Origin of the sequence: Pseudomonas sp. SB113, from assembly GCF_040754745.1 — a bacterium.
GTDB lineage: Bacteria > Pseudomonadota > Gammaproteobacteria > Pseudomonadales > Pseudomonadaceae > Aquipseudomonas > Aquipseudomonas grimontii.
In genome coordinates this window covers 15714-42116 of the sequence record NZ_JBFMHW010000036.1, presented here as the reverse complement: position 1 = coordinate 42116, position 26403 = coordinate 15714, and the positions used below count along the sequence as shown (strand labels likewise).

At 61.7% G+C, this 26403-nt stretch carries 26 protein-coding genes and 1 pseudogene; 11 read left to right on the top strand and 16 right to left on the bottom strand.

Features of this window, described 5'->3' with window-relative positions:
• The 5 genes from AB1462_RS29190 to AB1462_RS29170 form a co-directional block, all read right to left on the bottom strand.
• Window positions 1-876, bottom strand: coding sequence for an ABC transporter permease (locus AB1462_RS29190; protein ID WP_090406232.1), 876 nt, complete (start codon window positions 874-876; stop codon window positions 1-3).
• On the bottom strand, window positions 873-1829 hold the full coding sequence (locus tag AB1462_RS29185; RefSeq protein WP_090406235.1) for an ABC transporter permease: 957 nt from the start codon (window positions 1827-1829) through the stop codon (window positions 873-875). The genes AB1462_RS29190 and AB1462_RS29185 overlap by 4 nt, the downstream gene beginning before the upstream one ends.
• A gap of 13 nt (window positions 1830-1842) precedes the next feature.
• Window positions 1843-3480 carry an ABC transporter substrate-binding protein gene (locus AB1462_RS29180; RefSeq protein WP_259194957.1) on the bottom strand — a complete coding sequence of 546 codons (1638 nt, stop codon included), beginning with the start codon at window positions 3478-3480 and terminating at the stop codon, window positions 1843-1845.
• A gap of 95 nt (window positions 3481-3575) precedes the next feature.
• Window positions 3576-4850: an FAD-binding oxidoreductase gene (locus tag AB1462_RS29175; protein WP_259194956.1), complete on the bottom strand. Its 1275-nt coding sequence runs from the start codon at window positions 4848-4850 to the stop codon at window positions 3576-3578.
• Between the two features lie 23 nt (window positions 4851-4873).
• On the bottom strand, window positions 4874-5542 hold the full coding sequence (locus AB1462_RS29170) for a haloacid dehalogenase type II (protein ID WP_090406246.1): 669 nt from the start codon (window positions 5540-5542) through the stop codon (window positions 4874-4876).
• A gap of 1484 nt (window positions 5543-7026) precedes the next feature.
• Here AB1462_RS29170 and AB1462_RS29165 point away from each other — a divergent pair.
• Together AB1462_RS29165 and AB1462_RS29160 are read left to right on the top strand one after the other, a co-directional pair.
• On the top strand, window positions 7027-7878 hold the full coding sequence (locus tag AB1462_RS29165; RefSeq protein WP_367248689.1) for a GNAT family N-acetyltransferase: 852 nt from the start codon (window positions 7027-7029) through the stop codon (window positions 7876-7878).
• 22 nt (window positions 7879-7900) lie between these two features.
• Window positions 7901-8614: a cupin domain-containing protein gene (locus AB1462_RS29160; RefSeq protein WP_367248688.1), complete on the top strand. Its 714-nt coding sequence runs from the start codon at window positions 7901-7903 to the stop codon at window positions 8612-8614.
• Between the two features lies 1 nt (window position 8615).
• On the opposite strand, the gene AB1462_RS29155 is transcribed toward AB1462_RS29160, so the two are convergent.
• Window positions 8616-9500 (bottom strand): LysR family transcriptional regulator, encoded by an 885-nt coding sequence (locus AB1462_RS29155; RefSeq protein WP_090406255.1) that lies wholly within the window; start codon window positions 9498-9500, stop codon window positions 8616-8618.
• A 95-nt stretch (window positions 9501-9595) separates the two neighbouring features.
• Between AB1462_RS29155 and AB1462_RS29150 the strand changes: the two genes are divergently transcribed.
• From AB1462_RS29150 to AB1462_RS29135, 4 genes are all read left to right on the top strand, one after another.
• On the top strand, window positions 9596-10732 hold the full coding sequence (locus AB1462_RS29150) for a DSD1 family PLP-dependent enzyme (protein ID WP_259191807.1): 1137 nt from the start codon (window positions 9596-9598) through the stop codon (window positions 10730-10732).
• Window positions 10722-11129 carry a RidA family protein gene (locus AB1462_RS29145; protein ID WP_259191808.1) on the top strand — a complete coding sequence of 136 codons (408 nt, stop codon included), beginning with the start codon at window positions 10722-10724 and terminating at the stop codon, window positions 11127-11129. Before AB1462_RS29150 ends, AB1462_RS29145 begins: the two co-directional genes overlap by 11 nt.
• The gene (locus tag AB1462_RS29140; protein WP_367248687.1) at window positions 11126-12298 is read left to right on the top strand and encodes an NAD(P)/FAD-dependent oxidoreductase; all 1173 of its coding nucleotides are present in this window, start codon (window positions 11126-11128) and stop codon (window positions 12296-12298) included. Before AB1462_RS29145 ends, AB1462_RS29140 begins: the two co-directional genes overlap by 4 nt.
• Window positions 12299-12441: 143 nt before the next feature.
• Window positions 12442-13905 (top strand): aldehyde dehydrogenase family protein, encoded by a 1464-nt coding sequence (locus AB1462_RS29135; RefSeq protein WP_259191812.1) that lies wholly within the window; start codon window positions 12442-12444, stop codon window positions 13903-13905.
• A 214-nt stretch (window positions 13906-14119) separates the two neighbouring features.
• Here the strand turns inward: AB1462_RS29135 and AB1462_RS29130 are convergent, their stop codons facing one another.
• On the bottom strand, window positions 14120-14608 hold the full coding sequence (locus AB1462_RS29130; protein WP_065948050.1) for a type VI secretion system tube protein Hcp: 489 nt from the start codon (window positions 14606-14608) through the stop codon (window positions 14120-14122).
• Between the two features lie 186 nt (window positions 14609-14794).
• Here AB1462_RS29130 and AB1462_RS29125 point away from each other — a divergent pair, with 186 nt between their 5' ends.
• Window positions 14795-15709: an NAD synthetase gene (locus AB1462_RS29125; protein ID WP_367248685.1), complete on the top strand. Its 915-nt coding sequence runs from the start codon at window positions 14795-14797 to the stop codon at window positions 15707-15709.
• The gene (locus AB1462_RS29120; RefSeq protein ID WP_146371542.1) at window positions 15706-16266 is read left to right on the top strand and encodes a hypothetical protein; all 561 of its coding nucleotides are present in this window, start codon (window positions 15706-15708) and stop codon (window positions 16264-16266) included. Before AB1462_RS29125 ends, AB1462_RS29120 begins: the two co-directional genes overlap by 4 nt.
• An 11-nt stretch (window positions 16267-16277) precedes the next feature.
• Here the strand turns inward: AB1462_RS29120 and AB1462_RS29115 are convergent, their stop codons facing one another.
• On the bottom strand, window positions 16278-16403 hold the full coding sequence (locus AB1462_RS29115) for a hypothetical protein (protein WP_261384976.1): 126 nt from the start codon (window positions 16401-16403) through the stop codon (window positions 16278-16280).
• Between the two features lie 184 nt (window positions 16404-16587).
• Between AB1462_RS29115 and AB1462_RS29110 the strand changes: the two genes are divergently transcribed.
• The gene (locus AB1462_RS29110) at window positions 16588-17502 is read left to right on the top strand and encodes an NAD synthetase (RefSeq protein ID WP_367248684.1); all 915 of its coding nucleotides are present in this window, start codon (window positions 16588-16590) and stop codon (window positions 17500-17502) included.
• Window positions 17499-18005, top strand: coding sequence for a hypothetical protein (locus tag AB1462_RS29105; RefSeq protein WP_259191817.1), 507 nt, complete (start codon window positions 17499-17501; stop codon window positions 18003-18005). The genes AB1462_RS29110 and AB1462_RS29105 overlap by 4 nt, the downstream gene beginning before the upstream one ends.
• A gap of 3 nt (window positions 18006-18008) precedes the next feature.
• Here AB1462_RS29105 and AB1462_RS29100 read toward each other — a convergent pair.
• Window positions 18009-18146 (bottom strand): annotated as a pseudogene (locus AB1462_RS29100) (LLM class flavin-dependent oxidoreductase); the annotation flags it as partial.
• Window positions 18147-18268: 122 nt separating this feature from the next.
• Here AB1462_RS29100 and AB1462_RS29095 point away from each other — a divergent pair.
• Entirely contained in the window at window positions 18269-18997 is a 729-nt protein-coding gene (locus tag AB1462_RS29095) for a trans-aconitate 2-methyltransferase (protein ID WP_259191820.1), read from the top strand.
• Between the two features lie 35 nt (window positions 18998-19032).
• On the opposite strand, the gene ribD is transcribed toward AB1462_RS29095, so the two are convergent.
• From ribD to AB1462_RS29060, 7 genes are all read right to left on the bottom strand, one after another.
• A complete protein-coding gene (ribD, locus tag AB1462_RS29090) occupies window positions 19033-20136 on the bottom strand; it encodes a bifunctional diaminohydroxyphosphoribosylaminopyrimidine deaminase/5-amino-6-(5-phosphoribosylamino)uracil reductase RibD (protein ID WP_367248682.1) in 1104 nt (367 codons plus the stop codon).
• Window positions 20133-20789, bottom strand: a complete 657-nt coding sequence (locus AB1462_RS29085) for a class I SAM-dependent methyltransferase (RefSeq protein WP_315339078.1) — start codon at window positions 20787-20789, stop codon at window positions 20133-20135. The genes ribD and AB1462_RS29085 overlap by 4 nt, the downstream gene beginning before the upstream one ends.
• A gap of 17 nt (window positions 20790-20806) precedes the next feature.
• Window positions 20807-22495, bottom strand: a complete 1689-nt coding sequence (locus AB1462_RS29080; protein WP_367248680.1) for a WD40 repeat domain-containing protein — start codon at window positions 22493-22495, stop codon at window positions 20807-20809.
• A 28-nt stretch (window positions 22496-22523) separates the two neighbouring features.
• On the bottom strand, window positions 22524-23120 hold the full coding sequence (gene ribA, locus AB1462_RS29075; protein ID WP_259191828.1) for a GTP cyclohydrolase II RibA: 597 nt from the start codon (window positions 23118-23120) through the stop codon (window positions 22524-22526).
• Between the two features lie 10 nt (window positions 23121-23130).
• A complete protein-coding gene (locus AB1462_RS29070; protein ID WP_367248678.1) occupies window positions 23131-24162 on the bottom strand; it encodes a formylglycine-generating enzyme family protein in 1032 nt (343 codons plus the stop codon).
• A 76-nt stretch (window positions 24163-24238) separates the two neighbouring features.
• On the bottom strand, window positions 24239-25132 hold the full coding sequence (locus AB1462_RS29065) for a VOC family protein (RefSeq protein ID WP_259191831.1): 894 nt from the start codon (window positions 25130-25132) through the stop codon (window positions 24239-24241).
• On the bottom strand, window positions 25132-26187 hold the full coding sequence (locus AB1462_RS29060) for a class I SAM-dependent methyltransferase (protein WP_315339073.1): 1056 nt from the start codon (window positions 26185-26187) through the stop codon (window positions 25132-25134). The genes AB1462_RS29065 and AB1462_RS29060 overlap by 1 nt, the downstream gene beginning before the upstream one ends.
• Window positions 26188-26403 lie beyond the last annotated feature (216 nt).

Genomic DNA, 26403 nt, shown 5'->3' with positions numbered 1-26403 from the left:
TCAATGGCCTCCCGTGCGTCGACTACGTCGCGACGACAGATAGTCGATCAGCAGATTCACGCCGATGGTCAGCGTGCCGATGGCCAGCGCCGGAATGATGATGGCCAGCGCGCCCTGGTTAAGGCCGCCGATGTTTTCCCGCACCAGCGAGCCGAGGTCGGCATCCGGCGGTTGCACGCCCAGGCCGAGAAAACTCATGCCGCTGAGCAACAGCACGATGTAGCCGAAACGCAGGCCCAGGTCGGTCAGGACCGGGTTGAGCATGTTCGGCAGGATTTCCATGCACGCCACGTACAGCCGGCCCTCGCCACGGGTACGCGCAACCTGCACGTACTCCAGCGCTTCGATATTGACCGCCATGCTGCGGGCGACGCGGAACGAGCCGGGGATATAACTGATCACGGCCGTACAGATCAGCAACGTCACCGATGAGCCAAAGGCCGAGACCATGATCAGCGCGAGCATTTTGCTCGGGATCGAAATAAAGGCGTCCATGATGCGGCTGATGATTTCGTCCAGCCACTTGGGCGAGACCACCGACAACAGCGCACAGCCGGTGCCGAAGATGCTGGCCAGTAACGCCGCCACCAGTGCCAGACCGACGGTGAACCGCGCGCCCACCAGCACCCGGCTGAGCATGTCGCGGCCGAGGTAATCGGTGCCGAACGGATGCGCGAGGCTGAAGCCTTCGAAAATGTTATCGGACACCACCTCCCCCACCGGGTGAGGCGCCAGCCACGGGCCGAGCAGCGCAACCAGCAGCCAGGCGACGCACACCACGCCACCCAACAGCCCCAGCCACGACGGGCCGCTGGACACCTTGGCGAGTGCCAGGGCGGAGGAAACAGGCTTGGATTTCGCAATGAGGTTGTTCATTGGTTTCTCAGCCTCGGATTGGACAGGATCGCGCACAGGTCGGCGAGCAGCACCAGGCCCAGGTAAGCCGCGCAAAACAACATGGTGCACGCCTGCACCAGCGCCATGTCGCGGTTGGTCACCGCATCGACCATCAAGCTGGCAATGCCGGGGTAGTTGAAGATGGTTTCGACGATCACCACGCCGCCCAACAGGTACGACAGGCTCAGGGCGATGGCGTTGGCAATCGGCCCGATCGCATTGGGCAAGGCATGGCGCAGCACGATGCGGATCGGGCTGACGCCTTTGAGGCGAGCCATTTCCACGTAGGGGCTGTCGAGCTGGTCGATCACGGCGGCGCGGGTCATGCGCGCCATTTGCGCGACAATCACGCAACACAGCGTCATCACCGGCAAGGCATAGGTGCGCAGAAATTGCAGCGGTGAGCTGATGTCACTGGCGTACGAGAGTGCCGACAACCAACCGAGGTTGACCGCAAAGATCAGCACCGCCAGGGTCGCCACCAGGAATTCCGGCACCGCGACCATCGCCAGGGTGACGAAGCTCAGGCAGCTGTCGATGCGCCCGCCCCGGCCCATCGCCGAGCCGATACCGAGGACCAGTGCCACCGGCACCGAGACCAGCGCCGTGGCGCCCGCCAGCATCAGGGTGTTGGGCACCCGGCCCGCCATCAGTTCACCCACTGGCATGGCGTTGGAGACCGACACGCCCATGTCGCCGGTGAGCAGGCTCATCAACCAGTGCAGGTAACGCAACACACCGGGCTGGTCCAACCCCAGTTTCAGGCGCAGGGCCGCCACCTGTTCAGGGGTCGCGAACTGGCCCAGGGATTGTTGCGCCGCGTCCCCCGGCAGTACCGCCGTGATCGCGAACACGACCATGGACACGATCAACAAGGTCAAGGCCCCGGCGCCGAAGCGCCGGCCGATCAACCACAGTGTATTGCTATTCATCCCACGACCCTCCTCAAGCGTCCAACCACACCTGCTCGGCAAACATGTAGCCCATGAAACCGCCCAGTGGGTTGCTGTCGTAGCCTTTGATGCGCTGGTCGACGCCATCGATATTGCTGATGAACACCGGCACGCCGATGCCGCAGTGGTCGTGCACCAGGGTCTGCATGTCGCCATACATCTTGGCGCGCTTGGCGTCGTCGGTTTCGCCACGGGCCAGCATCAGCAACTGGTCGAACTGATCGTTCTGCCAGCCGGACTCGTTCCACGGCGCCTTGGACTGGAAGAACTGCGAGAACATCACGTCGGCATTCGGCCGTGGGTTGATGTTGCCGAAGCTCAACGGGTGCTTCATCCAGTGGTTGGACCAGTAGCCGTCGCTCGGCAGGCGGTTCACGTCGAGCTTGAGCCCGGCCTGTTTGGCCGATTGCTGCAACAGCACGGCGATGTCCACCGAACCGGTGGCGGCAGGCGAGGCCATCACGGGCATGGTGATGCTTTCCATGCCGGCTTTCTTCAGCAGGAACTTGGCTTTTTCCGGGTCGTAGACCGTCTGCGGCAAGTCGGTGTTGAAGTAGCGCGAACCCGGCGCGATCGGGTGGTCGTTGCCCACCACCGCAAAGCCACGGAATACTGCGGACTTGACCTGTTCACGGTCGAGCAGCAGCTTCATGGCCTGGGTGAATTCCGGGCTTTTGCCGGGCAGTTGGTCCTGGCGAATGATCAAGTCAGTGTAGTTGCCCGACGGCGCGTCGACGACGCGATGCTTGGCGCTGGCCTTGATGCGCGTGGTGGAGCGCGGGTTGACCTCGTTGATCATGTGCACATCGCCCGACAGCAGCGCATTGACCCGCGATGGCTCGTCGGCAATCGCGATGAACTCGATCTCGTCGAGGTACGGCAGGCCCGGTTTCCAGTAGTTCTTGTTGCGCACCGCAATCGAACGCACGCCAGGCTTGAACTCGCCCACGGTGAACGGCCCGGTGCCGATGCCTTTGCTGAAGTCGCTGGTGCCCTCGGGGACGATCAACAGGTGCGACACCGCGAGGATCGACGGCAACTCGGCGTTGGCCGCGCTGAGGCGGATCTGCACTTCGCTCGGCCCGCTGGCCTTGATCTCGGCGAACTGCTCCATCAACGGCATGACCTTGGAACCGGTCAGCGGGTCTTTGTGGCGGTTCAGGGAGAACACCACGTCGGCGGCCGTCAGGGCCTTGCCATTGTGGAAGGTCACGTCCTTGCGCAGGGTGATGGTCCAGACGGTGGCGTCGGTGTTGTCGATACGCTCGGCCAGCTCCAGTTGCGGCACCAGGTGCTTATCGAAGCGGGTCAGACCGTTGTAGAACATGTAGTGACGCACATAGTCGGTGGACAGTGCGCCCTTGGCCGGATCGAGGGTATCGGCGGTGGAGCTGGACATGCCGGCCACGCGGATCTTGCCGCCTGGCTTGCCTTTGCCGGCCACGGCGGCCTCGTCGGCGAACAGCTTGCCGGCGGCGCCGAACAGGCTGCCGGCACCGGCGGCGGCGACACCGGCCACGCCCAGCATTTGCAGGGCGTGGCGGCGCGACATGCCACGGTTGAGACTTTCGAACACCCGCAGGCTGTCCTGGCCGGAGATGAGTTCGGGGGTGTTTTTGTTGTCAGTCATAGCAAGGCTACCTGTCGATAATCGGAAGAATCGAGTGCTCACGGATGTCCGGAGCGTCCTGGAAACACAAACGACGGTGACGCAACAACGGCAACTCAGTGCAAATAGTCCTGGAAGCGGTAGTAAGCCCCCACGAACGGCAGGAACCACGGCTTGCCGAAATGCCCGGGGATCGCCGGCCATTCCAGTTCGCGCCAGGGGTTGGCCGCGGTATTGCCGGCCATGACCTCGGCCATCACCTGGCCCATGTGCACCGACATCTGCACGCCATGGCCGCTGTAGCCCATGGAGTGGAACACCCCGCCATGCTGGCCGGCGCGGGGCAGGCGGTCGGACGTCATGTCCACCAGGCCGCCCCAGCAGTAGTCGATCTTCACGTGCGCCAACTGCGGGAACATGTTCAGCATCGCCGCTTGCAGTACCTTGCCGCTCTTGGCGTCGGAGACGCTGTCGGACATGGCAAACCGCGCACGTCCACCAAACAGCAGGCGGTTGTCCGGGGTCAGGCGAAAGTAGTTGCCGATCATGCGGCTGGTCACATAGGCCCGATGTTGCGGCAGCAACTGGTCGATCAGCGTCTGAGGCAAGACTTCGGTGGCGATGACAAAACTGCCCACCGGCACAATGCGCCGGCGGTACCAGCCGAGGTCGCCATGCTGGCAGGCACCGGTGGCCAGCAGGACTTGCCCGGCATGCAGTGAACCCTTGGCGGTGTTGACCTGGTAGCCGCCGGCCTGGGCCTTCCAATCCTTGACCTGGGTGTGCTCGTAAATCATCGCGCCACGCCGCGCCGCCGCTTCGGCCAAGCCGACACCGAAGCGGCCGACATGCATCTGCACGCCGTTGCGTTGCAGCAGGCCGCCATGAAACTGCGCCGAATTGACTTCCGCGTGGGTCTGCTCGGCGCTGAGCAACTCGACATCGGCATCCACCTCCTGGCGGATCAGCTCGCAGGTGCGGGCCAGGCCTTCGTAGTGCATCGGCTTGGCCGCCAGCTTGAGCTTGCCGTTGCGCACCAGGTCGCAGGCGATCCCTTCCTGCTCAACCAGTGACACCACCGTCTGCACCGCACTTTCATAGGCCTGGTAATAGGCGCGCGCCTTGGCGGCACCGAGGCTGGCGTGCAACCCGGCGTAATCCTGGGCGACCCCGGTGTTGCACTGCCCACCGTTGCGCCCCGAGGCCTCACCGATCACCCGCCCGGCGTCGAGCACCACCACGCTGGCGCCCTTGAGCGCCAACGCCCGTGCTGCCGCCAGGCCGGTGAACCCAGCGCCGACCACAGCCACATCGACCTGCTTGGGCAAGCCGCCCAGCTGGGCACCGGTAAACGCCGGTGCGGTGTCGAGCCAATAGGATTCACTGCCCATGTCTTACCCTCAGAGGTGTGCGGTTACAGACCGACCAGCGCCGGCAGCCCACCGATATCGGTGATCTGCTGGTAACCGTAGAACGCGTTGGCCGGCACTTCGTGGCCACGGGCAACGAAGGCCTTGTTTTTGATCTTCATGTCATGGGCCGGCATCAGGTCGTAACGGAAGCTGGAAGACACATGCAAGATGTCTTCCGGGCCGCAACCGAGGTTGTCGAGCATGAACTCGAACGCGGCCAGGCGCGGCTTGTAGGCCTGGGCCTGCTCAGCGGTGAACACCTTGTGGAACGGCGCGCCGAGCTTGTCGACGTTGGACATGATCTGGCTGTCGCTGGCATTGGAGAAGATCACCAGGGGAATCTTGTCGGCAATCTTCGACAGACCCGCCGGCACGTCTGCATGAGGGCCCCAGGTCGGCACGGCGTCGTAATACAGCTGGCCTTCCTCGCGATAGTCGATACCCCAGCGTTTGCAGGTACGGGCCAGGGCGGTCTTGAGGATTTCATCGTACGGGCGCCAGTCGCCCATGACCTGGTCGAGGCGGTAGGCCGAGAAGTCTTTGACGAACTGGTCCATTTGCTCAGGCTTGATGCGATCGGCGAACAGCTCGCGGGTCATGGTGCCCATATGGAAGTTGGTCAGCGTACCGTAGCAGTCGAACGTAATGAATTTGGGACGAAGAAAGCTCATTGAGTGCGGTCCTGGAGTTCGTTGAGTGTGACAAGCGTTCGCTGCCCTGGCGGCGCGTCGGCCTCGTTGCAGCACAGGTTCATTACACCACTGTGAAATCAGCATATGCCGTCTAAAACGACCTGCGCTCAATACAAACCACCGTTTTGGTGGCCGGGCTCAGCAGACTTTGCGGTACGCGCCAGGCTTGGGCAGGGCCAGTGTTTGTGCGCTTTTAGGGGGCCTTTTGGGGTGCAGAGGCTTAAGCACGGGGGTGGGGGCGGCAGAAAGTGTGGCTGATTGAATTGTGGCTGGGAGCTTGTTTCCGTGGCGGCCTTCGGGCCGACCATGTCGTTGGCTTTGACCGAGTACATATCCGTTGCTGCGGTAACGGCTGCTTAAGGTTCCGCCCTTACGGCGGGTCACTTTTGGAAAAGAGCCCCAAAAGTAACCAAAAGGGCTCTTGCCCCACCACTCGGTACCTCGCCTAGGCTCGGTATGCCCGAACGCAGGCTTGAATCCGTGGGCCGCCGTCATGGGCCATCCCTGGCCCAGGACGGCTAACCCGGCGTCCTGCCGGGTTACCCACGGATTCAAGCCTGCGTTCGGCCAGCGTGGTTAACGGGGCGCCTGAGATCAAAAGCCAGAGCCAGAGCCAGAGCCAGAGCCAGAGCCAGAGCCAGAGCCAGAGCCAGAGCCAGAGCCAGAGCCAGAGCCAGAGCCAGAGCCAGAGCCAGAGCCAGAGCCAGAGCAGATCAAAAGATTGCTGACTTCGTCAGCAGTCAAGGAAGTAGAAGCCACACCGCGTACGCTTCAATAATCAGGTCGGCTTTAAGGCCGCCTCGCTTTGTTTTTGATCTGGAATCGCCCCGTCAAACACGCTGGCCGAACGCAGGCTTTGGAGCGTGGGTAACCCGGCAGGACGCCGGGTTAGCCGCGCTGGGCCAAGGATGGCCCATCGCGGCGGCCCACGCTCCAAAGCCGGAGTGAGGGCACACCGAGCCTAAGCGAGGTGCCGAGTGTTGGGGCGAAGGCCTTTTGCTTACTTTTGGGCCTTTCCAAAAGTGAGCCGCCGTAAGGGCGGAACCCATAGTGGCCGTTACCGCAGCAACGGATATGTACTCACCCCCCAAAAAAAGCGGTCGGCCCGAAGGCCGCCACGGAAGCAAGCGCCCTCGCCACAGACCGCTGAAAAAAAATGTGTAGATACTTATGCCCCGATGGCAGTGGGTCATCTACAGATGTATCCACTGACACGGCCTCATCGGGAGCAAGCCCCCTCCCACATTTTTAACCGAGTACACCCGCCCTACTCCAGTCAGCTCCAACGCCAACCCCATGGCATTTGCTGCTGCCCCCCAACCCCAATTAAGTAGTAACTGTGGTCTCGCCCCGCACACCACGAGGAATCTACCGAATATTCCCGCCCCCCTTGCCAGCCCTCAACCCAGGTGGGATACAAGCACCCTGACGCGACACAACACAACGCTCTACGGAGACTCGCCATGTCCGCCCTGCCACACCCCGCTTACACCTACCGCCCAATGACCGTGGCCGACCTGCCGGCCGCCCACGCCTTGTCGGTGCAACTCAAATGGCCCCACCGCCTGGAAGACTGGGCGATGCTGCAACGGGTCAGCGACGGCTTCGTGGTCATGGATGGCGAGCGGCTGATCGGCAGCGCGTTCACCTGCCCCCAGGGCGACTACGCCACCATCGGCCTGGTGATCGTCAGCAATGACTACCAGGGCCAAGGCATCGGCCGGCGCTTGATGGAAAAGGCCCTCGCCGCTTGCGGCACGCGCACGCCGGTGCTCAATGCCACCCTCGCCGGCGCGCCGCTGTATGCAAGCCAGGGGTTCGTTGAGTTCGGGCGCGTGCAGCAACATCAGGGCCAGGCGTCGGTGCCCGCCCTGCCGGCGCTGGCCGACGGCGAAACCTGCCGTGCGCTTAACGCCGGTGACCACGCCAGCCTGCTCGCGCTGGCTAAAGCCGCCAGCGGCCTGGACCGCCGCGAGGTGCTGCGCGATCTGCAGGTGGAGCACGCCGTGGGTATCGAGCGTGACGGCCGGCTACGCGGCTTCGCCCTGCTGCGGCCGTTTGGTCGGGGGCGCTGCATCGGCCCGGTGGTGGCGGAAAATAGCGAGCAGGCCAAGCACCTGATCGCCACCTTGCTGGCCCAGGTGCCGGACACCTTCGTGCGCATCGACATTCCCGTCGTCTGTGGCCTCAGCGACTGGCTCGAACAGGCCGGCCTGAAGAACATCGACACCGTCGCGCAGATGGCCTTGGGCACCCCACCCCAGGCCAGCCAAGGCGTCCATCCCTTTGCCCTGATCACCCAGGCGATCGGCTGACTTTCCTCCCGGAGCACTCCCCATGTCATCTCCCCGTATCCTGCTGTTGGCACGCGCCGACGGCAGCCGCGTTGCCACGTCTTTCAACAGCGGCGCACTCAGCGCGCTGGACCCGTTCGGCGACAACCGCCAACTCGCCTGGATGGGTGACGATGGCGTGTCCGCAGGGCTTGTACCGTTCAGCGGCGAAAGCGTGATCGAAGACTTCCCCCACAGCGAAACCCTGGTGGTGCACGCCGGCCATGTGCTGCTCAGCAGCGCAGAACAGACACTGGAACTGGGTGTCGGCAGCAGCGCCGTGATCGGCCTGGGTACACGCCTAACAGTGCAGGCCAGTGCAGGCAGCGAATGGGCATTCTGCGCGGTCGACCAGACCGATGCGCCCGCCTGCCCAGGCCTGACCCTGCTCGCCCCGCACACCCTGCTCAACCCCTCCGCCGCGCCGGAGCCCCAGATCCTGATCGGCCCAACCCCGCAGTGCCGCGCGCTCAACCTGTTCGACGATGCGATCACCGAGCTGCGCGTCGGCATCTGGGACTCGACGCCCTACGCCCGTCACGGCCGCCCGCACAAACTGCATGAGTTGATGCACCTCCTCGAAGGCAGCGTCACCCTGCAGGACAACGAGGGTGGCGAGGTCACGGTGAACAGCGGGGACACAGTATTCGTGACCAAGGGCGCGCCGTGCGCCTGGACCAGCACGGTGTACGTGCGCAAGGTCTACGCGGTGAAATAACTCAGGCCTTCAACGCCTCTTCCAGAAACGCCACCAACGCCTGTACGCGCGGGCTGCGCAGTTTGCGCGACGGCACCAGCAGGAGGATCGGCGCGCTGTCAAAGCTCCAGTCCGCCAACACGCGCACCAGGCTGCCGCTGGCCACGGCGTCACTCACGTCCCACTGCGAACGCAGCACCAACCCCAAGCCTTGCTCGGCCCAGCGCCGAGCAACGCTACCATCGTTGCTCAACAACGCAGGCTCCACACGCAGCGTCTTGCGGCCCTGGCCTTTGCGCAGGTGCCACAGGGTGACGTCTTCATCATTTTCGCGAATGCAAATGCAACGATGGGACGCCAGTTCGTCCGGCGAAGACGGCACGCCGTGGGCATGCAGATAGGCCGGGCTGGCGCACAACCAGCGCTCGTTTGGCGTCAGTGGCCGCGCGGTCCACAGGCTGTCATTCAGATGCCCGATGTGAATCACCGCATCGCTGTCATGGCGATCGGGCCAGGGCGTCTCGCGCAAATCCAGGTGCAGGCGCAGCTGCGGGTGCAGTTTGGCAAACCGTGCCAGCAGCGGTGCGATGCGCTGGCGACCATAGCCAAACGGCGCCGCCAACCTCAAGGTGCCCACCAGGGTATCGTCCTGTTGCCGGAACGACTCCGGCAACGCTTCCAGCTGTTCCAGCAGCAGTGCGCTCTCCCGCGAGAACCGCTCGCCATCCGCCGTCAGGCTGAGGCGTCGCGCATCGCGATTGGCCAGGGTCAGCCCCAGCAGCGTCTCCAACTTGCGCAGGCGCATGGACAGCGCCGGCGGCGAGACATTCAGTGTCCGGGCGGCGGCGCTCAGCGATTCGGAGCGAGCCAGGGTCACCGCCAGCCGCAGGTCTTCGATGGAAATCATTCAATTTTACTTAATGATTGATGAACGCTGATTGAACCACACGTTAACAACGGCTGAGTAGAGTGCAGCCTGTACCCAGCCACGCGAGCTCCGCCATGTCCACGCCGATTGCTTCCCTCGACACGCCCGCCGCGCTCGTCGACATCCCGCAGATGCAGCGCAATATCCAGCGTATGCAACAACGCATGAGCAGCCTGGGCGTGCGTTTGCGCCCGCATATCAAAACCAGCAAGTGCCTGCCGGTGATCCAGGCCCAGATCGCCGCAGGGGCCAGCGGTGTGACGGTTTCCACCCTCAAGGAAGCCGAGCATTGTTTCGCCGCAGGTATCCGCGATGTGTTCTACGCCGTGGCCATCGCCCCGGGCAAACTGCCCCAGGCCCTGGCCCTGCGGCGCAAAGGCTGCAATCTCAGCCTGCTCACCGACAGCGTCTCAGGCGCCGAGGCCATGGTCGCTTTCGCACAGCAGCATGACGAACGCCTCGACGTGTGGATCGAAATCGACTGCGACGGCCATCGCTCCGGCCTCGCCGCGCAGGACCCGGTACTGATCGACGTCGCGCGCATCCTCAGCGACGGCGGCCTGCACCTGCGCGGCGTGATGACCCACGCCGGCTCGAGTTACGAGTTGGACAGCCTGGAACCCCTGCAAGCGCTGGCCGAACAGGAGCGCGCGCTCTGCGTACGCGCCGCAGACACCCTCCGCGCAGCCGGACTGGCGTGCCCCGAGGTCAGCATCGGCTCCACACCCACGGCGCTCTCGGCGCTGAACCTGGACGGCGTCACCGAAGTGCGCGCAGGTGTGTATGTGTTCTTCGACCTAGTCATGCGCAACATCGGCGTGTGCCAGGCCGATGAGTTGGCGCTGAGCGTACTGACCACCGTGATCGGTCATCAGCCGGACAAAGGCTGGATCATCACCGACGCCGGTTGGATGGCCATGAGTCGTGACCGTGGCACCCAGCGCCAGCGCCAGGACTTCGGTTATGGCCAAGTGTGCAGCGAAGCGGGCGACTGGATCGACGGCGCGCAGGTCACCGGCGCCAACCAGGAACACGGCATCGTCACCCTGGGCGCTGCCGACAGTGACGCGCTTGTCACGCGTTTCCCCATCGGCAGTCGGCTGCGCATCCTGCCCAACCATGCCTGTGCCACCGGCGCACAGTTCCCGGATTATCACGCGGTGGATGCCGATGGCAGCGTGCACACCTGGAGTCGCCTGCATGGCTGGTAATCGCATCCACTCGATTCATAGCACCCACGCGGCACCGCCGGGCGGGCACTATTCCCAGGCAGTGGCACACGGCGGCCTGCTGTATGTGTCGGGGCAACTGCCGGTACGCGCCAATGGCGAGCACAGCGCCGGGCAACCGTTCGCGGTGCAAGCCTCGATTGCCCTGGATAACCTGGTGGCGATCCTGGGTGAAGCGGGCCTGAGCCCCCGTGACCTGCTCAAAGTGACGGTGTACGTGGTCGGCATAGAACACTGGCCCGCCTTTGATCAAATTTATGCGCGCTACCTGGGTGAACATAAACCGGCCCGCGCCGTGGTGCCCGTGCCGGTGTTGCACCATGGCTACCTGATCGAAATCGACGCCGTGGCCCGTACCGCACAGGAGCAGCCTTCATGACCCCGCAAAAAAGCGCTGTGCTGATCATCGGCGGCGGCATCATGGGCGCCTCGTCGGCGTTTTTCCTGCGCCGCCGCGGTTGTTCGGTCACGCTGCTGGAACGCGACCAGATCGGTCAGTACGCCAGCGGTGTGAACTTCGGCAATGTGCGCCGCCAGGGCCGCTACCTGGGGCAACTGGAGTTGGCCAATCGTTCGTGGGCGCTGTGGAAACGCCTGCCGGAGTTGATCGACGACGACCTGGAATTTATCCCCAGCGGCCACATGCGCGTGTGCTATCGCGAAGATGAAATCGCTGAACTGGAGGCCTACGCCGCTGCGCCGGAAGCCGCGCAACTGGACCTGAAAATCTATCGCGGCGCCGAGTTGCACCAGCGTTTCGGTTTCCTCGGCCCCGAGGTGAAAGGCGGCTCCTACGCGCCCCACGACGGCCACGCCAACCCCCGCCTGGCCGCACCGGCCTTTGCCCGCGCCGCCCGGCGCCTCGGTGCGCGAATCGAAGAAAGCACCGAAGTCGCCGACGTGGAAAAGATCAATGGCCGGTTCCACGTCACCACCCTCGATGGGCAGTTGTTCATCGCCGAGCAACTGTTGATTACCGCCGGCGCCTGGGCCGCGCGCCTGTCCGAGCGCTTCGGCGAGCCGGTGCCACTGGAGCCCAACGGCCCGCAGATGTCGGTCACCGAACCGGTGCCCTACACCTTGCCCACCGTGATCGGTGTGTTCACCAAGATCAAGGAAGAGGTGATCTACTTCCGCCAGATCCCGCGCGGCAACATCATCATCGGTGGCGGCGCCCGCTGCACGCCGGACATGCTCAACCGCCGCGCGTTTTTCAAGCCCGAGAGCCTGCTCAACCAGATGCGCCAGATGAAACGGCTATTACCGGGCGCCGAGAAACTGAACATCATCCGCGTGTGGAGCGGCATCGAAAGCTATACACCCGACTCCCTGCCGGTGATGGGCCCCAGCGGCAGCGTGGACGGGCTGTTTTATGCCTTCGGCTTCTGCGGCCACGGCTTCCAGCTCGGCCCTGGCGTGGGGGATGTGATGGCCGAACTGATCAGCACCGGCAGTACCAGCACCTTGATCAGCCCTTTCGATATTCGGCGGTTCACCCAACCTTCGACGGTGCCTGCAAACGCCCCCACCACAGGAAAACTGATATGAGCCACGCCAGCCTGCCAGATTCAGCAGATTCTCCCTTGCAGCGCTGAATAACGGCATCTTTGCACGGGAGCCTTTTGCTAGCGTATCCAGACACCGGGCCGTGCCGTTCGCAGCGCCTATTACCGCTCCAGGGAGCCAGTTGGATGACCACCCACTCTTCAAATAGCTACAGCGTTGATCCGCACACGGCTCACCAGTTTTATATCAACGGTCGTTGGACGTCCCCGGCGATCCCGGCAACGCTGCCGGTGGTCAACCCGGCCACTGAAGCCGTGGTTGCCCAGGTGGCGCGCGGGACTGCCGAGGATGTCGACCGGGCCGTCGCGGCAGCACGCGGGGCGCTTGCCGGTTGGTCTGCGACCCCGGCTGAAACGAGAGCGCAAGTGCTGGGGAAAATCCACGAACTGATCCTTGAGCGCAAAGAGCAACTGGCACAGGCGCTGTCCCTGGAAATGGGCGCGGCCATTGGCTTCGCGCGGGCGATGCAAGTGCCGCTGGCGGCCGAGCACGTCCGAGTCGCCCGTGACCTGCTGTCCAGCTACCGTTTCCAGACCGTGGAAGGCGGTACCGCCATCGAGCGCGAAGCCATCGGCGTGTGCGGGCTTATCACGCCATGGAACTGGCCGCTGTATCAAATCACCGCAAAAGTCGCCCCGGCCATCGCCGCCGGCTGCACCGTGGTGTTGAAACCCAGCGAACTGTCGCCCTTGAGTGCCCTGCTGTTTGCCCAACTGGTGCATGACGCCGGCCTGCCGCCTGGGGTGTTCAACCTGGTGAACGGCAGCGGTGCCGAAGTCGGCGCGGCCATGGCGGCCCATGCGGACATCGACATGATTTCCATCACCGGCTCCAACCGCGCAGGCGCGTTGGTGGCCCAGGCCGCCGCGCCGACGGTCAAGCGCGTGACCCAGGAGCTGGGCGGCAAGTCGCCGAATGTGCTGCTGCCCGACGCCGACTTCGCCAAGGCCGTGCCGCTGGGCGTGATGTCGGCGTTTCGCAACGTCGGCCAATCGTGCAGCGCGCCGACCCGCATGATCGTGCCAAGAAGCCGCCTGGCCGAAGTCGAAGCCCTGGCGGCGGCCACCGCGAATGCATTGATCGTGGGCGACCCGCAATCGGAAGAAACGCAGTTGGGCCCGATTGCCAACGAAGCCCAGTTCCATCGCGTCCAGGCCATGATCCAGGCCGGCCTCGACGAGGGCGCCAAACTGCTCTGCGGTGGGCCGGGACGGGCGGCGGGTTTTGACAAGGGCTTCTATACGCGGCCGACGGTTTTCTCCGACGTGGACAACGCCATGCGCATTGCCCAAGAGGAAATATTTGGGCCGGTGCTGTGCATCATTGCCTATGAGACGGTGGATGAAGCCGTCGCCATCGCCAACGATACGGTCTACGGGCTGGGTGCTCATGTTCAAGGGCAGGACCTGGATGTTGCGCGGGCGGTGGCTTCGCGTATACGGGCGGGCCAGGTGCACCTGAACCATCCGGCGTGGAATCCGATGGCGCCATTTGGGGGCTACAAGCGCTCAGGGAATGGCCGGGAGTATGGTGTGCAGGGGTTCGAGGAGTATCTGGAAACCAAGGCGATTATTGGGTTTGGTGAATGAGTGATGGGCCTGTGGCGAGCGGGCTTGTCGAATCGTCGCACCGCGAGCGTTGGGCTGCGTAGCAGCCCCAAAACCAGGCACAGAGGAGTGCCTGATACACCGCATTCGTCTTCATCAGGGGCGCTTCGCACCCCAACGCGGGACAAGCCCGCTCACCACAGGAGATGTGTCAGGGTTTGAAAAGTTGCATAGATACCTATGCCCTCTCAGCGCATCACACTTTGACGTTCTGCCGAATATTCCAGCCAAACTTCACCGGCCCACCGTCCTTGGCGCCGTCGGCTTTCTGCGGCTGATAGCTGACGTCGACGGTGGCGAAGTTCAAGGCGATGCTGTCGTACAACACATCATCGGCCGTTTCAGCGCGGGTGCTGTAGGACACCACCATGACCTCCTTCAAAGTGATTACCAGATATTCCACCGGGCTGGCTCCGCCGGCCTTGCGCACCACCAATTTGGCTTCGGGGTAATGCTTGCCGGTGGCACAGGCCATCATCAGGTTAGGGCTGGATTTATCCAGGGGTTTGGTCAGGTTCAGGTTGGCAAAGTCGGCCTTGCCCGAGCCGCCTCCCGTGCCGGAATGCATCGAGCCCGTTTGCGATAAACCCCAGCCCCAGTTGGTAATATCGATCTCGTCACGATGGGCCTGGTCCCGCGATTCACCCTTGATATCGCCCAGTTTCAAAAACATATCGACTGCCATGTTGGTTCCTTGTCCTGTTGTGCGTCGGGAGTGACGTGGGGCGCACTGTTCCCGAATCGAGACGGTGCTCACAAGATGGCAAAGCGGGATCGGGAAGTGCCTGCCTTGAAATGGCGAAACGTCCGACATTAATTTGCGCCACTACGTCTTTACCCTCTCGACTCCCAAAAACCCAGGAGCTAAGGAATGACGACCGCCTTGTTCAACGATGGATTCCCCTCGGCCCACCGCACCACCCGCCAACGCATTGAAAGCAGCATCGACCTGCGTCGGCTGTTCTTCGCCATCGACAGCGACCCGGTGCTGATTGGCGCGGGCGTGGTGTATATCGATGAGGACTTCAACGTGGTCACGCTGCGTGAGTTCCAGGCGATTTGCAGTGTGCGGCCGATCAAGGTGGTGTTGCGTGAGGCACCCAGGTCTGTGGGGGCGGTGGAGTTCAAGCGGATGCTGGAGCATGAGCCTCGGGAGTCGAAATTGGTGGCTGAGGCGCTTGGCACGGCGGTGACGTGTGGGGGGGCGGTATTGAGTTGGATAGTAGTTACGAGTGGAGTGATGTTGATGCCGTTTACGGCGGGGACGAGTGTGGTGATTACGTTTATCGGTCAGGCGGCCCTGGCTGCCAGCATCACCCAATGCATCGTTGGATTAGGTCGAACCAGCGTAGAGGCGTTTGCTCCGCAATACCTTGATCAATTGGATAACGAAGCCTGGTATCAGGCCGTTGACGCAACGCTGGATGCCATTGCATCACTTGGCGTCGCCACCTCGGCTTGGACCACAATCAAAACAGTAAATACAGCAACGAAAGTCACCGGCAAGCCACTCAGACAGGTACTGAAAGGCTTGAACCGACAAGAGCGAGCAAAACTGAATGACGAGCTGCTCAGGCTTCAGGACCCTCGATTAACGCTAAAACTGCTCAAGGTGAAACAAGCCAATAGAGTATTGCCAAAACGAATCAGCGCCACGGAAATGCAACTTGCTACCGTCAACCATATAAGAGACGCCTTGGCTGCAACCCTGGGTTTCGCTAGCAGCTCAATGCCAGGAAACATCAAAACATTGGCTATTGGCATCTACGAAGAAGCCAGCCAATGAGCAAGCGTAAAACGGCAAAAGACCTCGGGGAACTTGGCATGGATGAAAAATGGAAGGATTGGAAAACACTAACGTCTGAGGAGCGCGCTTACGCATATTTCCACTTTGAAAATCCACGAAAATTCAGGAGACGCTATGCACTAGTGATTGGAGCCGATCTACTTGCCGGCTGCTTCACGATCGCGATGACTGCCGTCTTACTGTTGGTGACCTTTCTCTCAAGATTCCCGGAAGGCCTGGCAATCAAAATCTTTTTTTTCGGCAGCGTCACAATGGGCGTTGTCCTCTTTTTTTCCAAGATTCAGGTGACCCATGGCCGAATTCACTTGGTATGGATTAGTGTCGGTATTTACATTATTTGCTTACTTATTTCCCTGCCCGCGATAGCGTACCGTCCACCGCTTTTTCTCTACGTCATGTCCCTGCTCAGCCCGCTGATAGGTCTGCTAATCCTCAACAGCAACCGCTGCCGCGAACTGCGCCACAAGATGGTAGAAATCCGCCGCAAGCGCGAAGACATCATCGCGCCCCTGAAAAAACAAGGCCGCTGGAAATAGTGGTACCCCCCCTACCCCACCGCCTGATCGTTCCCATCATTGGGTTTGGTGAGTGAATAATGGGTTTGTGGCGAGGGAGCTTGCTCCCGCGATTCACCCTTGATATCGCCCAGTTTCAAAAACATATCGACTGCCACGTTGGCTCCTTGTCCTGTGGTCCGTCGGAAGTGACGTGGGGCGCACTTTTCCTCAATCGGGAGCGGGCTTACAAGACGTCAAAGTCGCTTCAGGAAGTGCCCGACTGCAAATGGCGAAGCTTCCGACATTCATCCCAGCCGCGGCGTCTTTACTCTCTCAACTCCCAAAAAAAGGAGTTCAGGAATGACCGTCGCCCTGTTCAAGGATGGATTCCCATCAGCCCACCGCACTACACGCCAACGCATTGAAAGCAGCCTCGACCTGCGGCGGTTGTTCTTCGCCATAGACGCCGACCCGGTGTTGATCGGTGCGGGGGTGGTGTATATCGATGGGGATTTCAACGTGGTGGTACTGCGTGAGTTCCAGGCGATTTGCAGTGTGCGGCCGATTAAGGTGGTGTTGCGTGAGGCACCCAGGTCTGTGGGGGCAGTGGAGTTCAAGCGGATGTTGGAGCATGAGCCGCGGGAATCGCGGTTGGTGAGTGAAGCGTTGAATACGGCGGTGACGTGTGCGGGGGCGATACTGAGCTGGGTGGTGATTTCAAGTGGTTTTGCACTGATGCCTTTTACAGCAGGGACGAGCGCGGTGATTTCCTTGATTGGTCAGGCCGCAGCGGTGGCGGGTACGGTGCAGTGTATCGCTGGCGTCCTCCGAACGGGATCAGAAGCGGCTTTCCCGGAATTCAATGATTATTTAGATAGCGAATTCTGGTATCAAGACGCAACGGTAGTGCTGGACGGAGTGGCATTGCTGGGAGTTTCAACTTCGATGTTAGTCACAGTGAAAGCCATTATTACAACCACAAGAGTATCCGGAAAATCCGTCCGCCAAGCACTCAAAGGACTGACTCGCCAGGAGCGGGCTAAACTCAATGATGAGTTGCTGAGAATTCGAGACCCGAGGTTCACGCCCAAATTGCTCAAGTTGGAAAAAGCTAAGGGCAGATTCCCCAAGCGTATCAGCGCCGCAAAGATGCAGCATGCAACCGCTACCCACATAATTGACGTACTTACTGCGACGCTTAGCTTCACCAGTAGTGCAACCAACGGAAATGTCAGGACGCTCGCAATAGGCATCTACGAGGAACTCAGCCAGTGAGCAAACAGAGTGGAATAAAAAACGAATATTACTCAGCCGTCTTTATTGAAAACCCTTGGAAATTAATCAAGCGGTACATGCCGGTAATCGGAGCAGACTTGCTTGTCGCATGCGCCTCAATAGGATTGACAGCGATTCTGACAATGCTCACTTATCTCTCGACGTCCCCCATAGACTTTTCCACCAATACATCTTTTTTCGGCGCTATGGGGCTTGGCACAGTATTCGCCCTCGCCAAATACGAAGTGCTATATGGCCGCATTCACTGGGTCTGGATAAACGTAGGGATCTACCTCATCTGCCTACTGGTAGCACTTCCCTCCATCGCCTACCGCCCCAACGCCTACCTTTACTCCATGTCCCTTCTCTGCCCCTTGATCGGCCTGTTGATCCTCAACAGCAACCGCTGCCGCGAACTGCGGCAAAAGTCGGTGGAGTTACGCCACAAACGCCTAGCCATTATCGCGACCCTGAAACAACAGGGCCGCTGGAAATGGTGGTGACCCTCAGGCCGCCTCGCTCCTTGCAGCCGTATGCCGATTCACCGGCACCGGCAAGCCCAGATGCCCACGCAACGTGCTGTGGCTGTACTCACTGCGAAACAACCCGCGCTCGCGCAACAATGGCAGCCCCTGGTCGGTAAACCGCGCACTAAGCCATTTGTTAAATCGAGGCGTTGCGCCTAATATCGCAAGCAATACCTTGCATAAAAACCACCAAGGCTTGCTCATCACCCAGCCCGCATATTCGAAGGAGTGGCATGCAGATGAAAGAATCCAAAGAAGTGTACGAACGCATCAGTGAACAGTTCGAGGATTTCACCGCCAGGGCCTCTCAACGCAAGGTCGAGGTCGACACCTTCCGTAGCATGGTCGGCAATGTCGAGGGCCTGCGTATCCTGGACCTGGCCTGTGGGCATGGCTTCTTCAGTCGCCAGTTGAAGGACTGGGGGGCGGCCAAGGTGCATGGCGTGGATATTTCCGAAAACATGATCTACCAGGCACGGCAAGCCAACGACGGTATCGCCTACGAAGTACGGGACGTGGCGAAGATGGGCCGTATCGGCGCCTACGACATGGTGACGGCGGCCTGGCTGTTCAACTATGCCAGCAGTGTCGACGAACTGAGCAAGATGTTTCAGTCGGCGGCGGACAATCTGAAGCCCGGCGGGCAATTGGTGGCCTACACCGCCAACCCGTCGTTCGAACTGCAAAAAGGCAATTTCACCCGCTATGGGATTGAGGTGTTCGATGAAACCCCGGTCGCCGGCGGATTTCGCTGCAATGCACAGTTCATGTCATCGCCCCCCGCACCGTTTACCTACTATCGCTGGGAGCAAGGCGTGTACGAAGAAGCCGCACGGGTAGCCGGTTTTAACCAGCTCACCTGGGTTGCCCCGCTGATCAGCGAACACAGCCGCACCACCATGGGTGCGGGGTACTGGCAACTGTTCGAGCGCAACAGCCTGCAGATCGGTTTGACCTGCCGCAAATAATCGCGCCGTGATCGTTTCCACGCGCGTGGGAACGATCACGCCAGGGCGCTGGCCGGCCGCAATCGCACCCGGATGTCTGCACCCACCAGGCATTGCTCGATGATCGACAACGGTTGCGCCTGCCCCAGGTCGGTCAAGCCATCCAGCGCCAGCAACGGCCGCGCATCACTGCCCAGGAACACCGGGGCGATGTAGACCAACCATTCATCCACCAGGCCTGCCGCCGCAAAGGCGCCACACAATACCGGGCCGGCTTCGACCTGGACCTCGTTGCAGCCCTCTTCACCCAGGACCGTCATGACCTGCCGCAGATCGAGCCCTTCGCCGTCGAGCCCGACCTGCCGGAAACGCACCCCCGCAGGTGGCGGGTCCAGCGGCTGTGCGCCGGGTCCGTGAAACACCAGGGTCGGTGCCGCGCCATCCAGCACATGGGCATTGGCATCGCCCTTGAGGTGCTGGTCGAGCACCACCCGCAGCGGCGTGGAAAACACCGTGTGCGGGTCGGGCAGGCGCACCGTCAGGCGCGGGTTGTCCGCCAGCAGCGTGCCACTGCCGGTGAGCACGGCGCAGGCCCGGGCGCGCCACACCTGCACATCGTCCCGGGCCTCGGTCGAGGTGATCCATTTGGATTGCCCGTTACCCAGGGCGGTGCGCCCGTCCAGGCTCATGGCCAGTTTGATCCGCAGCCACGGCCGCTTGCGTTCGGTACGCGAGAAAAACCCCTGGTTCAACTCACGCGCCTCCGGACACGGCAAGTGTTCGACCAGCACCCCCGCCGCCTCAAGCCGCTCAATGCCGTGATGCCCATGCTGGGAGCGGTCGACACTGGCGATCACCACCCGCGCCACCCCGGCCTTGATCAACGCATCGGCACAGGGCGGCGTGCGCCCATGACCGCCGCACGGCTCCAGGGTGACATAGGCGGTGGCGCCCCGCGCATCGACGCCCGCCTCGCGCAGGGCATTGACTTCGGCGTGTGCCTGCCCCGCCCACTCGTGCCAGCCCTGGCCAAGCAGCAAGTCGCCCTTGACGATCACGCAACCGACCCGGGGGTTGGGTGCCGTGGTAAAGGCCCCCCGGTCGGCCAGTTTCAGGGCGAGCCGCATGAAGTGCATGTCGCGCGCCAGCGTCAGGCTCATGTGCGAACCAGCGCCAACAGGTACACCGCCTCACCGTGCTGACGCTCGATCACCACCAGGTCCTGCCAGGTGAAACCAAACGCTTCCAGGGTGTCGCGCACACCCTGTTCGGTGAAGAAATAACCTTGACGCTGGTTATCCATCTCGCGCCAGCCCGGCTCCGGGTTGCTCGCGTCGACGCCGAAGACGTTGAGCCCGAGCAGCGCGCCAGGGCGCGCGTACTGGCGGATATTGGCCAGGTAACGGCTCCACTCATCCGGATGCTGGTGATGGAAGCAGCCATTGTCGAGTACGCCGTCAAACACCTCCCCCGCCGGTGGCTGCCAATCCTGCAGGGCGCTGCACACCAGGCTGAGACGCTCGCCCCAGCGCTTGCGCAGCAGCGGCCAGCTGGAATTCTCGACGATGTCCAGGCCGGTCACCCGGTGCCCCGCCAGGATAAACTCCGAGGCATCTCGTGCACGGCCGACGCCCACGTCGAGGATGTGCTGGTCCGGCGTCGGCCCCAGCGCCTCGAGGAAGACCCGGGCAGCCTTGGCCATGCCGATGTCCCAGGACCACTCATCCTCACCATGGCTGTAGCGGTGGACAAATGAGGTGTCGAGCGCCCGGCGGTACGTCGATACGTCCATGAATTGCGCTTGCTTGCTCATATCAGGCGGTCCTTGGGTCAAGAGGCACGACGGGTGGCAATCCCGTAGATCTGGCCGTCGTAGGAACTGGCCAGGAAATCATCGCTGGCCGTGCTGTGGGTGATGCAGGAGATACCACTGGCGGTGGGACGCTGTACTTGCTGCCAGGAACGGCTGGGCAAGTCGAACAGCGCGATGGTGCCGCTGTAGTTCGCGGTGGCAATCACTTCCCCGTCGGCGGAGGCACAAATGCACTTGATGGAATTGCGGTGCGGCGTGTCATACACCTCGTCACCGGACTCCAGCCACAGGCGCAGCTTCAGGTCGCGACCAATGCTGGCGAAACCGCCGTCGACCCGGCAGCAACCGTTGGAGATACGCGTGTGGGCATTTTCGATATGCCGCGCACAACTGAAGTCGCTGATGGTGTGCAGGGCGGCGGCGGCCGAGGCGCATACGCTGAACAGGTGATGCTCGTTGGCCGCCACGCCTTTGATCGCGTTGTCGTGCATCGGGATCGACGCCACCAGTTCCAGGCTGTTATCGCCGGCGATGACAAACACCAGGCCTTCGCCGGTGTAGGTTCCGATCAATGCATGAAGTTGGCCATTGCGCTGGAACGTCGTGCCGCAATTGAGCGGCGAGCGATGTTGATACAACAGGCGCCCGCTGAGGGCATCGAACACCTGGCCCATCTGCCCGCCGGTCAGCAGCAGCGGGCCGAACGGCAGCAGGAAGTTGCACAGGCTGCCGACACCGCTCACGGGCTGGTTATCGCGAAACAGCAAGCCCGCGTCACCGATGCTGTATTGCCCGCCGTCGGTGGTCACCACGGCGTTGATGCTCACCGCTGGCTGAATGCCGTCCACGGCCCACTGATCGTTTTCATAATCCCAGGTGGCGTAGCGCGAACCGAAGGTGGCGAACACCAAGGCATCGCTGCCGACGAACGCACAGCTGCGCGGCCAGACGATGCTCGGCAAGTTGGTGCTGCGCAGGCGTTCCAGCTGCCTGCCATCGAAGCGCCAGAGGATCGCCAGGCGGTCATAACTCAAGGTCACCAGCAGCTGTTTTTCGTCGTTCCAGACAATGCGCTTGATCCCGGCATCGTGGGCAGGAATGGCGCGGATCTCGCCCCCATGGATGATCGAGATGCGTCCTTCGTCGTCACCGGCAAACACCACGCCGGCACGGGTAATGGCGACGGTATCGGTCTCGACGCCGCCGATGTCGACTTCATCGCATTGCTCGAAGGTGGTGGTGTCCCACTGGCGCACGGTGCCGTCGTCACTGCTGGAAATCAGGCGCTTGCCATCCGGCGACCAGACCACGGAAATCACGTCGGCCTGATGCCCGCGGCAGGTGCCCTTGAGGTTGCCGTCGAGGTCGAAGAGGCGCAGTTGATGATCGCGCGAGCAGGTCGCGATCGACGCGCCGTCCGGTGAGAACACCGCCATTTCCACGTCGTCATCATGCCCCGACAGCACGGCCTTGAGGCGCATGCTCGGCACTTCCCAAACGCGGGCGGTGTAGTCGCTGCTGGCACTCACCAGGTACTTGCCATCGGCGCTGAACGCGCACTGGTTGGCCAGGTGGTCATGGCTGACCCGGTGGATCGAATGCCCAGTATGGGCGTTCCACAAAATGACTTGGTTGTCGTAACCGGCGGTGGCGATGAACTCACCAGCATGGGCGGCGACACCGCTGATAGGGCCTATGTGTCTCATCGAAAAGTCCTTTTCCTGGGGAATGAAATCAAAGCTTGATGGTGTGGCTCGACTTGCTGACTTTTGAGCGCAGGTAGTTGTGGTTCTGCTTGGTCAGGAACACCCCGGTCGGCACTGAGCTGACCACGTCGATCCCACCGTCGCGCAGCTGCTTGACCTTGTCCGGGTTGTTGGTCAGGAGCCGGCAGCGATGCACATCCAGGGCACGCAGCATGGCGACCGCCGGGGCAAAACTGCGCGAGTCCTCCGGGTGGTTGAGTTCCAGGTTGGCCTCGTAGGTGTCCATGCCGGCGTCTTGCAGCAGGTAGGTTTCGAACTTCGAATACAGGCCGATACCGCGACCTTCCTGGCGCAGGTAGATCAGGTAGCCGCCCTCGGCATCGAGCGCCTTCAGGGCTTCCTGCAACTGCGGGCCGCAATCGCAGCGCTGGGAACCGAACACATCACCGGTGATGCACTCGGAATGCACACGTACCAGGGGCACCTCGGCATCGGGCTCACCGGCTTTGACGGCAAAGTGTTCATTGTTCTTGTCAAAGCCCTTGAACCCGTAGAAGTGGGCGTTGACCTCACCGCCAAGAATGGAGATGGGAACTTGCGTATGAAGCGTTACTGGAGTGTCCATGACGTAGCCTCTATGGAAGTGTCGCGTTCTGGCCAGAGTGGTTTTCTACCAAACGGAATCCCATGACATAGATGGGTCGTGGATAACGTCCATGTCGGCGCCGGTTGCGCGCAAGATCCCTGAAGCGGGTGAAACTGCCTCCACGGGCTACCCGGTGCCGACCGACATCCAGCACCAGGTCATCGTTGATCTCAGGCCCGCCCGGATAGGCCCGATAATCGTCGGCAACGTACTCTTCCACGTTGCCGGCCATGTCCAGCGCGCCAAACATCGAAGCGCCCTCGAGGAACACCCCGACGGGTGTCGACGTGAGCAACCCCAACTCGATGGTGTTGGCGTACTCGACATTGAAGGTTTCGCCCCAGGGAAACTGGGAGCGCTGCGGCCCTGCCGCGGCGTATTCCCACTGTGCTTCGCTGGGCAACGCAAACGCGCGACCGGTGCGCCGGCTCAGCCATTGGGCATAGGCGTCGGCATCCACATCACTGACGCTGTACACCGGATGGTTGGCCTGGTGCTGGGGAAAGCGGCCAAAGGCCCAGCCGGTAGGCAAGAACGGATAACCGGTATCCAGCAGGAAGGCGCGGTATTCGCTATTGGTCACCGGGTAGCGACCGATGCGAAAGCTCGCCAGGCTGACCCGATGGTTGGGGGTTTCCTTCTCGATCCAACTGCGGTCCAGACCCAGCCCGGCGTAGGCGGTCATGACCGCGTCGACGCGCTGCGGCTCCAGGCCGATCTCGACCTGGGCAGCGGGAACGTCACACATGGCTGGGTTGAACACGTCGATACGCGGGTCGCCCTTGCAACCCAGCACTTCACCGGCGGCGATCCGTCGGACCAGAGGCTCGGCCACCGACTCAACCACCCGCAGCAGTTGCTCGATAGGCGCGCTCATCAACTGTCCGGTAGCATCGGCGATTTGCCGGGTCAGTTCATATTCGACGTAAGCCTGCGGGTAGCCCATCAATACCCGATCAGACACGTTCTTTGGCAAAGGGCTCGGTAGCGTCGGCCAATGCCAACCGTATTGATTCGTCATAGGTACACCTTTTTTCCGAGCGAACACATCCACCACCGAGCACGAAACCGCTCGGCGTGTGTGGATCAGTCAGGTATCAGAGTCGGTCGAGCAGCAACCTTCGATTGGTCTCGATCATCTCGATTTCAGTGGAATACACCTCAACCACCAAGCCATCGGGATCTTCGAAATACACCGCAGTACGGACATTGTCCGGGCCGTGGTGATAACCCGGCGCGGGGCCATTGCCCTTGACCAGGGTGATGTTGTCGTCGGCAGCCACTTTTTCGGCGATGCGCTTGACGTCCTCCGGCAGCGCACGAATGCCGATGTGGTAGCCCGGCGGGTAGACAAAGTCAGGATTGTGCTCGATGAAGAAATCGAACCCGTTCAACTCCATCACCACCTTGCGCGGCCCCAGGTTGTAGCAATAGTGGGCGCCGAAGATGTCACGGTAGAACGCCTGGGAGGCTTCCAGGTTACGGGTGAGGATGTTGATATGGGTCAGTTGCGGGCGCTGGGATTCCAGCGCGGCAGCCTCGATGGATACGCCTTCCAGGGAGCGCCACATTTTGATCGCGGCGGCGAATTTGGAAAAACCCGCCAGCCAGGTTTTCACCGTCTCCGAGGACACGCCCGCGTCAGTGACCGCCAGGCCATGGGGGTAAATGAAACAGGCCGCGTGGTGCAGCAATGTCGCATTCAGCGGGTCACCGGCAGGTTGCCCGGCGCGGCCTTCGATAAGGCGCACGACGCTGACGGCCTTGTTGTGATAACCATCCGCCAATTGCGCGAGCCGAGTAGTGAGGGTGTCGAGGCTGTCTGCCGCCGACACCAGCAGGATAAACCCGTCGGCCTGGGGTAATTGCGCGCCCTCCACGGCCGCGCACAGTTCAAAACCGGCCGCTGTCGCGCAGGCGTTCAACGGTTCGAGAAACCCGTTCAAGCGGGCCGCCGTGTCGGGGCTGTACAAGGTAATAAAGCGCAGCATCAGGCAACCCTCCCCTCGGTACGGCGACCTATCAACAGGCTGTAGCGGCCGATAGGTTCCTGCACCACCTCAAAGCCCTGGGCAACCATCTGTTCGGCAATCCAGCGGGTGGGATGCAGCTCGCCGTGCACCGTGTTGACCATCATGTGCAGGGAGAAATCCGCCGACAGCGCCGGGTGAATTTCATCGTCTTCCAGGGTCATGCTCAGTACCAGCAGCGAGCCGCCGTCGTTGACCAACTGTGCAGCCGAGCGGATCAGCGTGCTGGTTTCTTCGCGGGTGAAATAGTGCAGGCAGTCATTGACCATGATCACGTCGGCGCTTTCACCTTCGTAACGGGCCAGGTCCAGCAGGTTACGTTCCTTGAACGTCAGTCGCCCCGCCAGCTGGTACTTCTCGAGGGTGCTTTCGGCGGACTGGCGCGTGGCGGCCAGGTCCCAGATTTCGCCCTGGACCTGGGGATGCCGCCGAGCGATTTCAGCGATGTAGGTGCCGTGTCCACCGGCCAGGTCGATGACCTTGCTGGCGGTATCGAACACCGGCAACTCCTTGAGCACATCGACCATCGGTTGACTGAAGCGCACCATCGCATCGTTGAAGGCATCACGTGCGGCAATGTCGTGCTTGAAGCGGTTCTCTTGCTGGAAATCCATGGACTCGGCGCTGCTCAGGATTTCCCCTAGGCGTGGCCAGTTCTGCCACTGCAAGCGCTGGTGGGCAATGATAGGGCCGATGAACTCGGCGCTGCGGCTGACCAGGAAACGCTCGGCCAGGGGCTGGTTGGTATAGGTGTCGGCGGACTTTTTCAACAGACCCAGGGCAACCAGGCCATTGAGAAAGATCTTGGCCTTGTTGGGCACCCAGCCCAATTGCTGGCTGATTGCGTCGGCGCTGGCCGGGCGGGTGGTTTGATCGAAGAGGTGCTGCGCTACAGCGAAGTGAAGGATGGCGGATTGTCGATACTGGTCGGAGAGTTTTACCAGGTCGACCACGCTGGACAGAGCAGTTACTTCATCAGCGTGCTCATAGATGGTCGTCGGCTTTTGCGCATTCATACAGATTCTCTTCCTTGGATGTTTTTGTCTTCACCGGCGTCGGCAAGCGATCAGTGCTTGAGACGTAGCGTGTTTTCTAACGGTCCGGAGTCGTGTGCAAATGTATGTTTAGAAGCAGCTTCCAAAAAGCTAGCTACGATCCTAGTCCTAAGTCCTACAAAAGCAAGGCAAACCTTTTATAATTATTTGCTCTTTATAATTGCTTATTAATTCCTT

Excerpts from the sequence above, each read along its gene's own strand:
- AB1462_RS29190 (WP_090406232.1), bottom strand. The coding sequence starts at position 876 with ATGAACAACCTCATTGCGAAATCCAAGCCTGTTTCCTCCGCCCTGGCA.
- AB1462_RS29185 (WP_090406235.1), bottom strand. The coding sequence starts at position 1,829 with ATGAATAGCAATACACTGTGGTTGATCGGCCGGCGCTTCGGCGCCGGG.
- AB1462_RS29180 (WP_259194957.1), bottom strand. The coding sequence starts at position 3,480 with ATGACTGACAACAAAAACACCCCCGAACTCATCTCCGGCCAGGACAGC.
- AB1462_RS29175 (WP_259194956.1), bottom strand. The coding sequence starts at position 4,850 with ATGGGCAGTGAATCCTATTGGCTCGACACCGCACCGGCGTTTACCGGT.
- AB1462_RS29170 (WP_090406246.1), bottom strand. The coding sequence starts at position 5,542 with ATGAGCTTTCTTCGTCCCAAATTCATTACGTTCGACTGCTACGGTACG.
- AB1462_RS29165 (WP_367248689.1), top strand. The coding sequence starts at position 7,027 with ATGTCCGCCCTGCCACACCCCGCTTACACCTACCGCCCAATGACCGTG.
- AB1462_RS29160 (WP_367248688.1), top strand. The coding sequence starts at position 7,901 with ATGTCATCTCCCCGTATCCTGCTGTTGGCACGCGCCGACGGCAGCCGC.
- AB1462_RS29155 (WP_090406255.1), bottom strand. The coding sequence starts at position 9,500 with ATGATTTCCATCGAAGACCTGCGGCTGGCGGTGACCCTGGCTCGCTCC.
- AB1462_RS29150 (WP_259191807.1), top strand. The coding sequence starts at position 9,596 with ATGTCCACGCCGATTGCTTCCCTCGACACGCCCGCCGCGCTCGTCGAC.
- AB1462_RS29145 (WP_259191808.1), top strand. The coding sequence starts at position 10,722 with ATGGCTGGTAATCGCATCCACTCGATTCATAGCACCCACGCGGCACCG.
- AB1462_RS29140 (WP_367248687.1), top strand. The coding sequence starts at position 11,126 with ATGACCCCGCAAAAAAGCGCTGTGCTGATCATCGGCGGCGGCATCATG.
- AB1462_RS29135 (WP_259191812.1), top strand. The coding sequence starts at position 12,442 with ATGACCACCCACTCTTCAAATAGCTACAGCGTTGATCCGCACACGGCT.
- AB1462_RS29130 (WP_065948050.1), bottom strand. The coding sequence starts at position 14,608 with ATGGCAGTCGATATGTTTTTGAAACTGGGCGATATCAAGGGTGAATCG.
- AB1462_RS29125 (WP_367248685.1), top strand. The coding sequence starts at position 14,795 with ATGACGACCGCCTTGTTCAACGATGGATTCCCCTCGGCCCACCGCACC.
- AB1462_RS29120 (WP_146371542.1), top strand. The coding sequence starts at position 15,706 with ATGAGCAAGCGTAAAACGGCAAAAGACCTCGGGGAACTTGGCATGGAT.
- AB1462_RS29110 (WP_367248684.1), top strand. The coding sequence starts at position 16,588 with ATGACCGTCGCCCTGTTCAAGGATGGATTCCCATCAGCCCACCGCACT.
- AB1462_RS29095 (WP_259191820.1), top strand. The coding sequence starts at position 18,269 with ATGAAAGAATCCAAAGAAGTGTACGAACGCATCAGTGAACAGTTCGAG.
- ribD (WP_367248682.1), bottom strand. The coding sequence starts at position 20,136 with ATGAGCCTGACGCTGGCGCGCGACATGCACTTCATGCGGCTCGCCCTG.
- AB1462_RS29085 (WP_315339078.1), bottom strand. The coding sequence starts at position 20,789 with ATGAGCAAGCAAGCGCAATTCATGGACGTATCGACGTACCGCCGGGCG.
- AB1462_RS29080 (WP_367248680.1), bottom strand. The coding sequence starts at position 22,495 with ATGAGACACATAGGCCCTATCAGCGGTGTCGCCGCCCATGCTGGTGAG.
- ribA (WP_259191828.1), bottom strand. The coding sequence starts at position 23,120 with ATGGACACTCCAGTAACGCTTCATACGCAAGTTCCCATCTCCATTCTT.
- AB1462_RS29070 (WP_367248678.1), bottom strand. The coding sequence starts at position 24,162 with ATGACGAATCAATACGGTTGGCATTGGCCGACGCTACCGAGCCCTTTG.
- AB1462_RS29065 (WP_259191831.1), bottom strand. The coding sequence starts at position 25,132 with ATGCTGCGCTTTATTACCTTGTACAGCCCCGACACGGCGGCCCGCTTG.
- AB1462_RS29060 (WP_315339073.1), bottom strand. The coding sequence starts at position 26,187 with ATGAATGCGCAAAAGCCGACGACCATCTATGAGCACGCTGATGAAGTA.